Genomic DNA, 13,858 nt, shown 5'->3' on the forward strand with positions numbered 1-13,858 from the left:
TGCTTGTCGATGAACTCGCTCCGCTCGTTCATGTCCCCAGCATGTCCTACCGGTCGGCCGGGGCAACAGTCAGGTTGCCGGTTTGCGGGCGGCGAGCAGCGCGAAGGTCAGGAACTCGCCCCGGTCGGCCTCGAGCATGTCCAGGGCGGCATCCCGCTCGCCGCGATGCTCGGAGACGGCCCGCGCCCAGGTCAGCCAGTCCTGCCAGCCGGACTCCTGCAGCCGGGCCGCGGTCACGTCGACCAACTCGGTGATCTCCCACTGGAACCGCCACCAGTCGGCGGTGTGCCAGGCGATCGCCTCCCAGCCGACGAGCTTCCTGATGTGGTCGGGGATGTACCCGAGCTCGCGGATCTCCGTCCGCAGCGCCGGCGTCGCCACGCCGAGCTGACCGCCGGGCTTGAGGAACCGGGTGATGTACGCGAGATACCCGTCCGCGGTGCCGAAGTACTCGTAGGCGTCGATGCACACGATCGCGTCGAAGAACCCGTGCGCGAACGGCAACGCGTGTGCCTCCGCCTTCACCGGTACGACGTTCTCCTGCGACCCGATGTACTCGGCGGCCGCGCTCGGCTCGATCAACAGGTCGGCCGCCCACACCTGCACGCCGTACTCCTTGGCGAGGAACACCGACGTGGCGCCCTTCCCCGACCCGAGATCCAGCACCCGCATTCCCGGTCGCAGCTCGAGATCCCTGGCCAGATCCTCCAGCAACCACAACGGATGCGGCCCCATGTCGCCTGCGAGCACCCACTCCGCGTCGTACCCGTTCGACCGCGGATACCGCTCGTTCGCCAGTTCGACCACGCGCCGCAGCGTAGCGCGCGGTCAACGGGATGTGCTGAGAATTTTCCGGCCGGGCTGATCCGCTCGGGGGCACGGCCGGCTCGAGTTCCTCCGAACTCAGGAGCTCCTCCGCCGGTGGTTGCCTCCGGCGACCGACGGTCATCGCCCATCTGGTCGACGAGCACGTGCGGCAAGCCTCGACGAGCGCGACTGTGTCGAGGCTTTCGAGACCGGCCGGAACCACGACGACCCGGACGGTCTCACCAACGCCTACACTCGCCGGCGTGGTGGAACCGCGCCGGCGGAGGTCGATCGCCTGCTCCCGTCCGCGGTCTGGCTCGCACGGCGGGTCGAAGCCGTTCCCCGGCTGATGGGCGCCGGTTTCCACCTCTTGCCCGCGGAACGGTCGGCCGTCGTTGCTCTGCGTAAGTTCCGGGCGAGGTGTCGCGAAACGATGTCAAAAGCTGCAACGGTGTATCGCCCGCGCGGTGGAAAGACTTACCATCTTGCGGCGGTTCCGGGAGGGGTCCCGGCCGGACAGTCAGCGGAGTGGGTGGGGACCGGCGAGCGCCGGCACTGGGGAGAAGCGGGGAATCATGGCGGACAAGCCGGCGCCCAAGCCTGGCCATTTCCTGCCCGGAGGGGCAGGCGACGGCGGCGCGACTGAGGGTGAGGCCGCGCCCGGATCGGCTCCACTGACCGCGCCGACGCCGCGACTAGGGGCCGGCGCACCAGCCGGGCCGCCGCAATTGCCCGGGTCGCGGATCGAGTCGCGCCGGTCGCCGCAGCTGTCCGGAACCCGGTTCGGGCCGCCACCGCCCGACGACCCGGCCGCGGCGGCCTACCGGGCTGTCTACGCGCCCGGTCCGATTCCGTTCGTGTCGAAGCAACGGTCCAAGGCGTTGATCGCCGCGGTCGTCGTCGCCGTGCTCGTGGTCGTCGGCGGCGGAGTCGCGGTGGCCGCCAAGGTGATGACGTCGTACGACGACTTCGTCGCCAATCCGCTCGGTACGCCGGCGTACCACCCGTCCGGCGTACCCACGCCGACCGCGGAGCCGACCCCGGACGCCGTCGTCCAGCAGGAGAACCCGCTCTACGCGACCGGTCCGCTGGCCACGGTCAAGTGCGCCGAGCCGTCGTACCGCCCGACGTCCAAGGAGAACGTCCGGTCGTACCACCAGGCCCTGATCGCCTGCATGGACAAGGCGTGGCAGCCGATCGTGATCCAGGCCGGGTTCGAGTTCCGCTCGCCCCGGCTGATCGTGTTCGACGAGGGGCAGGAGACGGCCTGCGGAGTGCAGGAGGAAGTCTCGTCGTACTGCGCCGACGAGCAGGGCGGGAGCGTGACGATGCCCTGGCAGGAACTGACCGAGGAGTACTCGAAGAACAAGGCGACGGCCCGGGTCGACATGGCCCAGTCGCTCGGCTTCGTGTACGGCGTCCACCTGCAGAACCTGACCGGCATCTTGGAGGCGACCAGCAACCTGCGCGACACTCAGGCGACCGAGGCCCTGCGGCTGGAGTCGGACCGGCGGCAGGCGCTGCAGGCGAACTGTCTGTCGGCCGTGTTCTTCGGCGCCGCCAAGGCGAGCTTCCCGCTGCGCGGCACCCTGCTGGCGGAGTGGAACCGGCTGATCCGGCACAGCGGTGACGAGAACACGAAGGAGAAGGTCCGCGACCACGGCTCGGCCGCCAGCCTCGCGCTGTGGATGAACCAGGGCTTCGCCAGCGCCGATCCCGGCACCTGCAACACTTTCGTGGCATCATCCGCCAAGGTCCGCTGACGGAACAGGACGAGCGATGGGGACGAGCGATGCCTGAGGAGCACCCGGACGCAGAAGCGTCGTCCGCGGCCGGCGCACCCGCGCCGGCCGCGTTCGGTGCGCCCGGGTGTCCCCTCGCCACCACCGCTGCCGGAAGTTTCGGCTCCGGCTCGCCCAAGCCGGGGCACTTCCTGCCGGGCGGTGCCGGCGACATCCTGACCGAGGGCGACCGGGCCCGCGCTGCCGCGCGCCGGCGTTCGCTCGACCTGGGCAAGGCCCGCGCTCTCACCGCGCCGATCGACCAGACGCTGCGGAAGAAGGCCCGTCCGCTCCCGACCGACGCCGGCATGGAGCCCGGCCTCGGAGCGCCACCACCGGCGCCGTCGCCGGGCGCCCCGGTGACTCCACTGGCCGGCACCCGTCGTCGCGTCGGCAGTTTCCAGCGCACCGGCTGGCACCAGCCGTACGCGCGCACCGGAGCCCAGTTCTCCACCGAAGCGCCACCGAGCACCCCACCACGCCAGTACTCGAAACCCGTGATCGCCGGCCTGTCCGCCTTCGCCCTCCTCCTGGTCACCGGCGGCACCTTCGCGGGCTTCCAGTTGATCGACACCTACGACAACCTCGACAGCCCGATGGCCCGTCCCACGGTCAGGAAGTCCGACCCGCCGCTGCCAGTCCCACCCGACCCGACGGTGACGGTGACTGTTCAGCCGGTCCCCGACGTGGTCCGCCTCCAGAAGAACAAGCTGTACACGGCCGGCAAGGTCCCTTCGGTCAGCTGCAAGGAACCGGCGATCAGGCCGAACTCCCAGTCGGCGATCCTGAACTACTACAAGGCTCTCCTGCCTTGCCTGAACAAGGCCTGGGAGCCGGTGGTGAAGAAGGCCGGGTACGAGTTCCGCCCGCCGAAGATCGCGCTGCAGAGCACGCAGGCGCCGGCATCGACGTGCACCGGTGAGGCCGAGTCGGCGTACTACTGTCCGGCCGACGAGGTCATCGCGATCGACTGGCAGGACGACCTCAAGGACTACAAGGCGGATCCGCTCGCCGCCCGGGTTCGGATGCTGGACACGATGGTGCACGAGTACGGACATCACGTGCAGGAGCTGACGCACATCCTCGCCGCTGCCTGGTCGCGCGAAGGGTGGGCGAAGACCGAGCCGGAGAAGCTCGAGTGGAGCCGCCGGACCGAGCTTCAGGCAACCTGCCTCGGTGCGCTGTTCCTCGGTGCGAACAAGAAGTCGATGGGCCTCAGCGGCGACAAGCTGAGGATCTGGGAATGGCAGACCCAGCACAGCGGCGACGAGTACCACCCGAAGAAGATCCGTGATCACGGCTCCCGGCACAACCAGTGGCTGTGGGCCGGACCGGCCTTCAAGTCGACCAGCCTCTTGGCCTGCAACACCTTCACCGCCCCGGCGAAAAAGGTGAGCTGATGGCCGGTGCGGCGAAGGGGGCCGGGTTGGCGGCTGTCGCCGTACTGGCTGCTGTGGTTGCCGGGGTCGCGACGCATCCGGCTGTGCCTGCTGTGGCCGAGCCGGTGGTCGTGGCGACGCCTGCACCGGCCTCGTCGGCCACGCCCAAGGCTGCGCCGCGGCCGGCGCCGCGGGTTTCGACCGATCCGACGCTGGTGCCGATCAGGAACGGGCTGTACACGGCCGGCCGGGTGCCGACCGTGAACTGCAAGGTGCCCTCGAAGCTCACGCTGACGCGGGCAGGTCTGCTCACGTACGCGCGGGCGATGGTCGCGTGCATGCAGCAGTCGTGGGAGCCGTTGGTGCTTCGCGGCACCGGCTACCTCCTGACGACACCGCGGGTCGACGCGTACGTCGACGCCAAGACGTCCGGCAGCCGGCTGTGCGGGAACCCGCCGAAGGACACGAACGCCTTCTACCGCAGCTCGGGCAGCGTGATCTGTTTCGAGTGGCGGGAGTTCGCGGACGCTGAGGACGACCCGGTCTGGAACCAGATCGACTTCCAGGAGATGCTCGCGCACGAGTACGGCCACCATCTGCAGGACACCGTCGACATCCTGCGGACGTACGTGTTCGCGCACCCCGGCGGGTCCACGGCGGTGCTGCTGGAGGACGAGCGCCGGCTCGAGCTCCAGGCGAGCTGCCTCGGAGCGGCGTTCCTGGGAGCGAACAAGCGCGCGCTGCGCCTGACCGGCCGCCGCCTGGAGGTGTGGGAAGACATGGTCAGGCACACCGGCGACGAGTACGCACCGGACAAGATCCGCGACCACGGCTCCCGCAAGAATCACGGCTACTGGAGCCTGCGCGCCTTCGGCTCCAGGAACCCGTCCTCCTGCAACACCTTTGCAGCCCCGGCGCAACGGGTCAGCTGATGGCGAATACGGCGAAGGCGGTTGTGTTCGGGGTGGTCGCCGTACTGGCCGTTGTGGTCGGTTGGGACGTCGTTCGGCCGACGGATCGACCGGCCGGGGAGGCGTCGCCGGTGTCGGCGCCTTCGGTGACGCCGGCGGCGACAGCGCGGTCTGGATCGGTTTCGCCGAGTGCCATCGACCTGTCGGCGCAGGTAACGAAGAACATGCTGTACACGGTCGGCAAGGTGCCGGCGGTGCGCTGCCGACCGCCTGGCACCGCGTTGACGACGAAGGCGGCCTTGCTGGGCCACGGACGGGTCGTCGTGGACTGCATGCACCGGGCGTGGGCGCCGTTGGTTGCCCGTGGCGACTTCTTCTTCGAGATGCCGAAGCTGGGCGCTTACGAGCCCGGCGAGAACTCGACGACCTGCGGGCCGGCGCCGGAGGACAGCGTTGCCTTCTACTGCCTTGCCGATGGGACCATCCACTTCGAGTGGGAGCTGTTCGTGGAGGATCCGGACGACCCGGAGTGGAGTCTCGTCGACTTCCAGTACATGCTGGCCCACGAGTACGGACATCACCTGCAGTCGGCGGTCGGCATCATGGCGGCCTACGACGTGAACCACGAGTCGGCGTCCGAGGCCGCGGTACTGCAGGACGAGAGACGCCTGGAACTACAGGCCGGCTGCTTCGGGGCCGCCTTTCTCGGCGCGAACCGGCAGTCCCTGCGATGGACCGACGAACGGCGCGAGATCTTCGAGTACCAGGTCCGGGACAGCGGCGACGAGGATTCCCCGGGCTCACCCCCGGACCACGGATCCCGGAAGAGCCACGCCTACTGGACCCTGCGGGCGTTCGAGTCCGGCGATCGGGCGTCGTGCAACACGTTCACGGCGTCGGCGAAGCGGGTCAGCTGAGTCCGAGTTTGAAGCCCTCGTGGGAGTTCGTGAAACCGAGGCGTTCGTAGAAGCGGTGGGCGTCGGTGCGGGTCTTGTCCGAGGTGAGCTGGACCAGCGCGCAGCCGCGGGCCCGGGACTCCTCGATCGCCCACTCGATCAGCGTCGTACCGAGGCCCGAGCCGCGGGCGGAGGCGGCGACCCGGACGGCTTCGATCAGGCCGCGGGTCGAACCGCGGCGGGACAGGCCGGGGATGATGGTGAGCTGGAGGGTGCCGATCACCTTGTCGTTGCGTTCGGCAACGACAAGGGCCTGGTTCGGGTCGGTGTCGATGGACTCGAAGGCGCGCAGGTACGGCGTGAGGTCGTCGAGGGACTCGCGGTTCGCGCCGAGCTGGTCGTCGGCGATCATCGCGACGATGCCGGCGACGTCGGCGGCGGTGGCCCGCCGGATCACGGCGGTGAGCTGATCGGTCATGGCCCCAGTTTCCCAACCGGGTGGACCGGTTGAGCCGCCGGGGTAACCAGCGAACGGGTCCGACGGTCATTGCCTTAAGCAAAGACCTTTCGTTGCAATCGTGCCTTTACATGCCTGAGACAACTGTTTGGGGTGCGCGGCGCGGGGCACGGGGAATACTAGACACCACTGCATCCGCCCGTGCCGGGGTCGTGTGCGGAGCTGCGCGACAGCGGATGCGGGCCTAGTCCGGAAGGAAGTTTCGATGTCCGCGTTAGCGATCGACTTCACGCAGCCTTTTGAAGATGCCTTCGGCAAACTCCTCGGGTTCGTCCCGAACCTGCTCGGCGGGCTCGTCATCCTGGTGGTCGGCTACTTCGTCGCCAAGGTGCTCGGGAAGCTCGTCGGCAAGCTGCTCGGCAAGGTCGGGTTCGACCAGTGGATGGAGCGGGCCGGAGTGTCCGGCGTCCTGCAGCGGTCCGGCACGGGGCTGACCGCTTCGGAGATGCTCGGCAAGGTCGTGTTCTGGTTCGTGTTCCTGATCAGCTTCACGATGTTCGCGTCGGCCCTCGGCGTACCCGAGATCTCGGCGTTCATGAGCGACATGCTGGGCTACATCCCGCGGATCTTCGCCGCGATCGTGATCGTCTGCCTGGCCGCGCTGTTCGCGAACTTCCTGGCCGCGATCATCCGGGGCGCCACCGGCAACGAGACGCTGGCCAAGGTGGGCAAGTACGCGATCCTGGTGTACGCCGCCTTCGCCGCGCTGACGCAACTCGGAATCGCCGTCCAGCTGACCGGGAACACGCTGTTGATCGTGCTCGCCGGTGCCGCGCTGGCGCTGGGGCTCGCGTTCGGGCTCGGCGGTCGCGAGATGGCGGGGCGGGCGCTGGCCAACCTGTTCGACCGCGACACGATGATGAAGTCGCAGCCCAGCGGCACGGCGCCGGCGAACGGCGTCTACGACCAGAGCCAGGCGGGCGGCTACGAGCAGAGCCGCCAGGGCGGCTACGACCAGGGCTACCAGCACCAGGGTGCGTACCAGCAGTCCGGTCGGGACCAGGGTGCGTACCAGCAGGGCGACTACCCGTCGCAGGAGCAGCACCATGCAACCCACGGTGCTCCGCAGTCCCGCGGCTACTCCAACGGAACCACCTCCGACGGCGACTGGCAGGGCGGCCAGCGCTAGAACACACCACCGATCAGCACGCCTCCGCGCTCCGGCGCGGAGGCGTGCGCTGTGTGCGGGAGCAGGCGCCGCCGATCGTCCCGCTCGCAGATCCAGCCGCCAGCAGCCGGGGGAGTGAACACTAGGTGGTGGGATGACACAGGTAATTGCTTGTGCGACCCCACCGGATCCTGTTCGGCGGCTCGACGACCAGCCGGTTCAAAGGTCCTGCTGCGTTCGTGCACGTCCCGAGACAACCCATCGCCGCAGCTCAGGAAGTCGCGGGTCTCCAACTGAGGATCAACAACGTGTTCGCCACGCACCAGGCCGAGCTGCGTGCAGGGCGTGCGTCAGCTCTTGGTGGCGTCCGGGCCGGCTCGGCGGACGTCCTCCACCTTGGTCATGGCTTCGCGCAGGTCGGCGAGCCAGGTTTCGCTGTGCTGGGCCACGAGTTTCACGCACCAGCCGAGGGCGTCGCTGCGGGAGCGGGCCACGCCCGCGTCGACCAGGGTGTCGAGGACCTGGCGCTCGGGCTGGCGCAGGCGCGTCATCACCGGGGCGGACAGCGACGTGAAGATCGTCCGGGTGTCGCCGCAGTCGACGCCCCAGGCCACCTTGCGCCGGGTCGCGTGCTCGAGCTCCCGGGCGATCTCGATCCGCCGGTCCCGGGTGTCCTCCCGGTACTGCTTGATCCGGCCCTCCTCGGCGGCGGAGCGCTCGGCTGCGCTGACGTCACCCTTCTGCTCCGGGGCCGCGATCCGCCCGACGATCAGGATCTCGTCGCGGTCGATCGTCAGCTCCGGCTCGCCCTCGAACCAGCCGTCCGGCAACCGCCCGGTCAACCAGCCACGCACCCGCTCGGATTCAGTCTTCGTACTCATGTAATCATGATTACACCACTACAACCGCCGTTCAAGCCGCCGGCGGTGCCAGAAGGTGATGGTGGCGTCGTCACCGGCCTGCGGGGCGGTCGACGTACCGGTGGAGGCGGTCGCGAGCAGTGCGACGGCTGCGGCGGCCAGTGAAACGCGGGGGAAGCGTTGCATCCGGATTCCTAGGTGATGGGTGCGCCAGCGGTGTCGAAGACTTCGTCTCGGGTGGTGGTCAGGGCGGACTGCAGGGCGCCGGCGAGCACCGGGTCCTGGTGGATCGCGGCCATCAGCAGCCGCGGTCGCGGTACGGCGAGCTCGGCCAGCTCGTCCTGGACGAGTCCGCGCAGGCGCTCGCCGCCGGCGGTGATCACGCCGCCCGCGAGCACGATCAGCTCGGGGTCGACGACCGCGACGATCGCGGCCAGACCGACGGCCAGCCGGTGGGCGAACTCGGTCAGGACGGCGTCGCCGGCCCCCTCGTGCTGCAGGGCGGCCGCGATCGCGGCCTCCGGCGTCCGGGCCTTCAGGCCGTGCTCGCGGGCGAGCTTCAGGACCGGTTCGCCACCGGCGAGCTCCTGGAAGCCGCCGGCGTTGTTCCGGCTGACGTTGCGGACGAGCGGCGTACCGGGGAGCGGCAGGAAGGCGACCTCGCCGGCACCGCCGGTGGCGCCGCGGTGCAGGCGGCCGTTGATGACGACCGCGGCACCGACGCCTTCCTCGCCCCACAGCAGCACGAAGTTGTCGCTGTCCTTGGCGTGGCCGACGCGCTGCTCGGCGATGGCCGCCAGGTTGACGTCGTTCTCGACCTCCAGCGGTACGGCGATCGCCGCGGCCAGGTCGTCGAGCAGGTGCGGGGAGTGCCAGCCGGGCAGGTGCGTCGCGTACCGCAGCCGGCCGGTCGTCGGGTCGAAACCGCCCGGCGTGCCGATCGAGACACGGTGCAGCCCGGCGCGGTTCAGCCCGGCCTCGCCCAGCGCGCCGTCGATCGCCTTGAGCACCCGCTCGACCGTGCCCTTGGCACTGCGGCCCGGGGTGGCCAGCTCGTAGCTGCCGACGACCCGGCCGGTCAGGTCCGCCACGGCCGAGCGGATCCGGGTCGGGGTGACATCGAGACCGGCGACGAACGCGATGCTGCCGTTGATCTCGTAGAGCTGGGCGTTCGGGCCCGGCCGGCCCGCGGTCGTGCCGCTGGCGTGGACCAGGCCGGCTGCCTCCAGCCGCGCGAGCAGCTGGGACGCGGTCGGCTTGGACAGGCCGGTCAGGGTGCCGAGGGCGGTGCGGGACAGCGGGCCGTGGGCGAGCAGCAGGTCCAGGGCGGCGCGATCGTTCATCGCGCGGAGCAGGCGGGGAGTTCCAGGTGTCGTGGCCATGGGACAACCCTGCCTCCCTTCCTGGTTTCCGGCGGTGCCGCCGCTCGGGGTCGCTCAACTGTTAGGAAAGTTTCCTATTGATGCGAGACCGTACGGCGGACTCGCGGCGCTGTCAATCGCTCCAGCTGGGTCAGCGACCTCACTAGGTCAGTGAGGGAGTGTTGTGGCGGGCCGTCCGGCGGCACCGCGGCCGGGTGATTGTCAGCGTGCTGCTGCTGTCGCTCCACCAGGCGACCGAGGCCGCTACACCCCTATGGCACAGCTGGACCGGCACCACGCAGCCCGCGGGCACCTGAACACCACCGACGGACACCGCCTTGGGCGGCGGCTGTCTGTCGGTTCAGACAGATGGCCGTGCCGAGAGGCCTAAGGAAGGCGCCAGTCGACGGGAGCTGCGCCTTGTTCTGCGAGGATCGCGTTGACTCGGCTGAACGGGCGGGAGCCGAAGAAGCCCCGGTCGGCGGACATCGGGCTGGGGTGGGCGCTCTCGACGTACGGGGTGCTGCCCAGCATCGGCTTGAGGGTTTGGGCGTCGCGGCCCCAGAGGATCGCCACCAGGGGGCCGCCGCGCTTGACCAGGGCGTGGATCGCCTGCTCGGTGACGATCTCCCAGCCTTTGCCGCGGTGGGCGCCGGACTTGCCGGGCTGGACGGTCAGGACTCTGTTGAGCATCAGCACGCCCTGGTCGGCCCACGGGGTCAGGTCGCCGTTCGACGGGGCCGGTACGCCGACGTCCGCCATCAACTCGCGGTAGATGTTGGCCAGGCTGCGGGGGATCGGGCGGACGTCCGGTGCGACCGAGAAGCTCAGGCCGACCGGATGCCCGGGTGTCGGGTACGGGTCCTGGCCGACGATCAGCACCTTCACGTGCTCCAGCGGTCGCTGGAAGGCGCGCAGTACGTTCTCACCCGCCGGCAGGTACGGGCGTCCGGCGGCGATCTCCGCCCGCAGGAACTCGCCCATCTTCGCGACCGTGTCCTCGACCGGGGCGAGCGCCTCGGCCCAGCCGGTAGCCACCAGATCCGTCAACGTCTTAGGACTCACCCGCCACAGTTTCGCAGCCCGGCGGCCGACCCGCATCCCCGGGTCGGGGCCGCTCAGTCGAGACAGAACTCGTTGCCCTCGACGTCCTGCATCGCCAGGCACGACTCGTTCTGCTCGTCGGCGACCAGCAGTTGCACGCGGGTCGCGCCGAGAGCGACCAGCCGCGCAGCTTCGGCCTCGAGCACGGCCACGCGCTCGTCACCCACCAGCCCGGTACCGACCCGGACGTCGAGATGCACCCGGTTCTTCACGACCTTGCCTTCGGGAACGCGCTGGAAGAACAGCCGCGGTCCCACACCGGTGGGATCGACGCACGCGAACGCCGCCCCCTGCTCCTCCGGCGGCTGCGCCCGGTCGAAATCCGTCCAGCTGTCGAACCCCTTCGGAGGCGGCGGTACGACGTACCCGAGCACCTCGCACCAGAACCGCGCGACCCGCTCAGGCTCCGCGCAGTCGAAAGTGACCTGGAACTTCTTGACCGACGACATCAGCCCACTCTAGAACCCGCGCACTCCGACCGCACGCCGGTTGTTGCTCTTGGTTTGTTGGTGTGTTGCTCACCTGGATGGATGGCGGGCGCTGGTACAAAGGTGGCGGCCTCGCAAGGTATGAGCTTGGCCGTCCGTGGTGTGCCCTGGTTCACCGACGTTTGAAGAGTCCTTGTTTTGCAGGACACTGGACTCCTGTGGATCGGGTCGAACTTCGCCGAACTGCAACCGGAACTGCAACCGAGGAGACTCGGTCCGAGGCCAGTCCATCCGGTACTCAAAGCACTGGCCTCAGTTCACTGCTTGCCGTGTCTCCCGCGGCCGCCACGCAGGTACAGTCGCCACAGAACCCATGCGGGGACAACGACGCTGATCAGCATGCCGGCTACCGCGAGCCACCGGGCCCAGCCTGGTCGAGAGCTGTCACCCACGATTGCGATCAGGCCGCCAAGCGCGATCCCAACGCCACCCACCACGAAATACCAGGGGCTATCGCGCCAATCCCCAGTCCGCCACATACGAGCGATGATGCCATGGCCCGTGTGCAGATCCCGTGGAATGCATTCGAACCAGGCACAAGGAAACCTGTGGCCCTGATTGTGTTGGGCATGCGCGGTACTGTCCGGAGCGCAGCGGCGGTGAATGGGAGTTCAAGAAGCCCAAAGGACGAAAGACTCAACCCGTGCCGATTCCGGAGCCGCTGATTCCGCTGCTCAGGGCACACAAAGCTGCTCAGGCGGCTGAACGGCTGGCAGCAGGCAGCGCCTGGAACGATCGGGATCTTGTCTTCCGTCGCCCGGATGGCCGGCCGATTGACCCGACTGACGACCGGAAGGAATGGCGTGCGTTGCTCGATGAGGTTGGCGTACCGCCTGCTCGTTTCCACGATGCTCGCCATACCGCCGCGACTCTGCTCCTGGAGCAGGGCGTGGACATCAGGGTCGTGCAAGAGATCCTAGGCCACTCGTCGCTAGCGGTGACCAAGCGCGATACCCACGTCACATCGCGGCTCGCCCGCGATGCCGCCGACCGGATGGGGAAGGCGCTGTGGGGATGAACCCAACTGCAACCGCGACTGCAACCATCGCGCTGATCGTGATTGGCGTGGCATCACGTTCAGGCCGGGTGAAGCTCTTGATTTGTTGGCGTGTTGGTCACCTGTGGGGCTTGCTTCGCCTGGTAGGAATGAGCCTGGCCTCGCAAGGTATGAGCTTGCGAGGCCTTTGCTGTGGGGTCAGGGGGTGGCGAGGCGGCGGAGGGATCTGGTGTAGCGGCGAGCGGCCTGTTGCTGGGCTCGGCGGGTGAGCGGGCCGCCGAGGCGGGTGTACCAGGTGGCGGGGCGGCTGTAGGCGCGGACGGTGAAGTGGATGCCGTCGGGTTCGCTGGTGACGACGAAGGACTCCTCGCCGGAGGCCGGGTGGCCTTCGAGGGTGCCGTAGGCGAAGCCGACGCGGTCGGGTTCGTCGACCGTCCAGACGACGCGGCAGGGGACCGGGAAACCGACGAGGCCGATGGGTATCGCGGTACGCAGGCGGCCGACCAGCATGCCCACGCCCAGGCGGCCGAGGGAGTTCGTGCCGATCGTCGCGGGGGTGTCGGTCGCGGTCATCGGCAGGCCCGCGGTGCGGTGCATCCGCCAGTTCAGCAATGCCTCGCCCGCGCGGTGGAACACCTCGTCGCCCTCGCCGAGCCGGGCCCTGTACTCCATCCGGTGGTAGCCGGGCGGGGTCTCGCCGTACCGGGTGGAACCGACCGCGTGGTAGGTGAACCGCAGATCGTCCAGGTCCTCGAGCTTCATCCGGCCCCCTTCGCGAGTCGTCGCCAGGCCAGTACCCCGCAGAGTGCGAAGCCGACCGCGTTCGCCAAGCCGTGCGTGGCGACCATCCACTCCAACGGTAGGTACGGCGTGGGGGCAACGTGACCCAACGCCCAGCTCAACGCCAGCAGCATGGTGACGACGAGCGTTGCGGCGGACGTCGTGAGCAGTACGCCGGTGGTCCGGTCGGTGGCCCGTGATCGGCGCCAGAGGTTCCAGCCGACGAGCCACATGCCGGCGGTGAGTACGGCGGCGCCCGAGAGCTCGACCGGGTCGCCGAGGAAGAAGCCGAGCAGGACGATCCCGGTGCCGAGCGGGACGCTGACCGCGGCCGCGTCGCCGGTTGTCGTCCGCGGACCGGCTACCAGGAAGGCGATCAGCGCGGCCGCGAACCCGGCGAAGTGGAAGTGCGCGACGGTCAGCGAGAGGACGGTCAGGGTGAAGCCGAACAACTCGTACGACGATCGCTCGGCCACCAGGGCCAGTGCCGCGATCGAGGGGGTGGCGAGGGCGGTGTACAGCGCGATCTCACGGGGGTGCAGGCGTTTGTTGCGGAGGAAGTCGTGGGCGGCGAGTGCGATGAGGAGAAGGGTGCCGGCGAGATAGACCGAGGCCAGGGCGATCGACACCGGACCGCGCGGGAGCCAGAGGGAAAGAACGCCGGGCACCGCGAAGAAGAAGCACCACCGAGGGCTGGGCGTGACGGACTCAGGCCGCGATCGGAGGGTCCGCGGAAGCAGGCTGGCGGGGTGTGGCGACGTGGTGAGCGTGCGGCGGAGCAGACTCGCGGGGTGAGTGAGCGGGTGGGGCAGCAGGGTGAGCCCGAGAGGGATTATGACCAGCATGCCCAGGCTCACCACTGCGTGGAC

General features: G+C 69.1%; 15 protein-coding genes. 6 read left to right on the top strand and 9 right to left on the bottom strand.

Annotated features, from left to right (window positions below; genetic code table 11):
* Positions 1-69: 69 nt before the first annotated feature.
* Positions 70-807 carry an SAM-dependent methyltransferase gene (locus E1218_RS11175; protein ID WP_233712160.1) on the bottom strand — a complete coding sequence of 246 codons (738 nt, stop codon included), beginning with the start codon at positions 805-807 and terminating at the stop codon, positions 70-72.
* Between the two features lie 575 nt (positions 808-1,382).
* Between E1218_RS11175 and E1218_RS11180 the strand changes: the two genes are divergently transcribed.
* Genes E1218_RS11180 through E1218_RS11195 form a run of 4 tightly spaced genes read left to right on the top strand, consistent with a single transcriptional unit; the run spans position 1,383 to position 5,795 of the window.
* Entirely contained in the window at positions 1,383-2,570 is a 1,188-nt protein-coding gene (locus tag E1218_RS11180) for a neutral zinc metallopeptidase (RefSeq protein ID WP_132318987.1), read from the top strand.
* A 29-nt stretch (positions 2,571-2,599) separates the two neighbouring features.
* A complete protein-coding gene (locus E1218_RS11185) occupies positions 2,600-3,988 on the top strand; it encodes a neutral zinc metallopeptidase (protein ID WP_132318989.1) in 1,389 nt (462 codons plus the stop codon).
* A complete protein-coding gene (locus E1218_RS11190) occupies positions 3,988-4,899 on the top strand; it encodes a neutral zinc metallopeptidase (protein ID WP_132318991.1) in 912 nt (303 codons plus the stop codon). Before E1218_RS11185 ends, E1218_RS11190 begins: the two co-directional genes overlap by 1 nt.
* The gene (locus E1218_RS11195; protein ID WP_132318993.1) at positions 4,899-5,795 is read left to right on the top strand and encodes a neutral zinc metallopeptidase; all 897 of its coding nucleotides are present in this window, start codon (positions 4,899-4,901) and stop codon (positions 5,793-5,795) included. Before E1218_RS11190 ends, E1218_RS11195 begins: the two co-directional genes overlap by 1 nt.
* Here the strand turns inward: E1218_RS11195 and E1218_RS11200 are convergent.
* Complete coding sequence (locus E1218_RS11200) at positions 5,788-6,252, bottom strand: GNAT family N-acetyltransferase (RefSeq protein ID WP_132318995.1); 465 nt, start codon at positions 6,250-6,252, stop codon at positions 5,788-5,790. The two genes, E1218_RS11195 and E1218_RS11200, sit on opposite strands and share 8 nt — an antisense overlap.
* A gap of 244 nt (positions 6,253-6,496) precedes the next feature.
* Between E1218_RS11200 and E1218_RS11205 the strand changes: the two genes are divergently transcribed.
* Positions 6,497-7,420: a mechanosensitive ion channel family protein gene (locus E1218_RS11205; protein WP_132318997.1), complete on the top strand. Its 924-nt coding sequence runs from the start codon at positions 6,497-6,499 to the stop codon at positions 7,418-7,420.
* Positions 7,421-7,749: 329 nt separating this feature from the next.
* On the opposite strand, the gene E1218_RS11210 is transcribed toward E1218_RS11205, so the two are convergent.
* The 5 genes from E1218_RS11210 to E1218_RS11225 form a co-directional block, all read right to left on the bottom strand.
* A complete protein-coding gene (locus E1218_RS11210) occupies positions 7,750-8,280 on the bottom strand; it encodes a hypothetical protein (RefSeq protein ID WP_132318999.1) in 531 nt (176 codons plus the stop codon).
* An 18-nt stretch (positions 8,281-8,298) separates the two neighbouring features.
* Positions 8,299-8,445 (bottom strand): hypothetical protein, encoded by a 147-nt coding sequence (locus E1218_RS35995; protein ID WP_165949227.1) that lies wholly within the window; start codon positions 8,443-8,445, stop codon positions 8,299-8,301.
* Positions 8,446-8,453: 8 nt separating this feature from the next.
* A complete protein-coding gene (locus E1218_RS11215; protein ID WP_132319001.1) occupies positions 8,454-9,641 on the bottom strand; it encodes an ROK family transcriptional regulator in 1,188 nt (395 codons plus the stop codon).
* Between the two features lie 366 nt (positions 9,642-10,007).
* Positions 10,008-10,685 (bottom strand): uracil-DNA glycosylase, encoded by a 678-nt coding sequence (locus E1218_RS11220; RefSeq protein WP_132319003.1) that lies wholly within the window; start codon positions 10,683-10,685, stop codon positions 10,008-10,010.
* A gap of 53 nt (positions 10,686-10,738) precedes the next feature.
* Complete coding sequence (locus E1218_RS11225) at positions 10,739-11,173, bottom strand: VOC family protein (RefSeq protein ID WP_132319005.1); 435 nt, start codon at positions 11,171-11,173, stop codon at positions 10,739-10,741.
* A 553-nt stretch (positions 11,174-11,726) separates the two neighbouring features.
* Here E1218_RS11225 and E1218_RS11230 point away from each other — a divergent pair.
* Complete coding sequence (locus E1218_RS11230) at positions 11,727-12,230, top strand: tyrosine-type recombinase/integrase (protein ID WP_132319007.1); 504 nt, start codon at positions 11,727-11,729, stop codon at positions 12,228-12,230.
* Between the two features lie 177 nt (positions 12,231-12,407).
* Here E1218_RS11230 and E1218_RS11235 read toward each other — a convergent pair whose 3' ends face one another.
* Together E1218_RS11235 and E1218_RS11240 are read right to left on the bottom strand one after the other, a co-directional pair.
* Positions 12,408-12,971, bottom strand: a complete 564-nt coding sequence (locus E1218_RS11235) for a DUF1990 family protein (protein ID WP_132319009.1) — start codon at positions 12,969-12,971, stop codon at positions 12,408-12,410.
* Positions 12,968-13,849, bottom strand: coding sequence for a YndJ family protein (locus tag E1218_RS11240; protein WP_407657604.1), 882 nt, complete (start codon positions 13,847-13,849; stop codon positions 12,968-12,970). The genes E1218_RS11235 and E1218_RS11240 overlap by 4 nt, the downstream gene beginning before the upstream one ends.
* Positions 13,850-13,858 lie beyond the last annotated feature (9 nt).

Source organism: Kribbella turkmenica (assembly GCF_004348725.1).
Classification (GTDB): domain Bacteria; phylum Actinomycetota; class Actinomycetes; order Propionibacteriales; family Kribbellaceae; genus Kribbella; species Kribbella turkmenica.

Bases quoted from the DNA above. Each gene is read 5' to 3' on its own strand.
- E1218_RS11180 (WP_132318987.1), top strand. From the start codon at position 1,383: ATGGCGGACAAGCCGGCGCCCAAGCCTGGCCATTTCCTGCCCGGAGGG.
- E1218_RS11185 (WP_132318989.1), top strand. From the start codon at position 2,600: ATGCCTGAGGAGCACCCGGACGCAGAAGCGTCGTCCGCGGCCGGCGCA.
- E1218_RS11190 (WP_132318991.1), top strand. From the start codon at position 3,988: ATGGCCGGTGCGGCGAAGGGGGCCGGGTTGGCGGCTGTCGCCGTACTG.
- E1218_RS11195 (WP_132318993.1), top strand. From the start codon at position 4,899: ATGGCGAATACGGCGAAGGCGGTTGTGTTCGGGGTGGTCGCCGTACTG.
- E1218_RS11200 (WP_132318995.1), bottom strand. From the start codon at position 6,252: ATGACCGATCAGCTCACCGCCGTGATCCGGCGGGCCACCGCCGCCGAC.
- E1218_RS11205 (WP_132318997.1), top strand. From the start codon at position 6,497: ATGTCCGCGTTAGCGATCGACTTCACGCAGCCTTTTGAAGATGCCTTC.
- E1218_RS11210 (WP_132318999.1), bottom strand. From the start codon at position 8,280: ATGAGTACGAAGACTGAATCCGAGCGGGTGCGTGGCTGGTTGACCGGG.
- E1218_RS35995 (WP_165949227.1), bottom strand. From the start codon at position 8,445: ATGCAACGCTTCCCCCGCGTTTCACTGGCCGCCGCAGCCGTCGCACTG.
- E1218_RS11215 (WP_132319001.1), bottom strand. From the start codon at position 9,641: ATGGCCACGACACCTGGAACTCCCCGCCTGCTCCGCGCGATGAACGAT.
- E1218_RS11225 (WP_132319005.1), bottom strand. From the start codon at position 11,173: ATGTCGTCGGTCAAGAAGTTCCAGGTCACTTTCGACTGCGCGGAGCCT.
- E1218_RS11235 (WP_132319009.1), bottom strand. From the start codon at position 12,971: ATGAAGCTCGAGGACCTGGACGATCTGCGGTTCACCTACCACGCGGTC.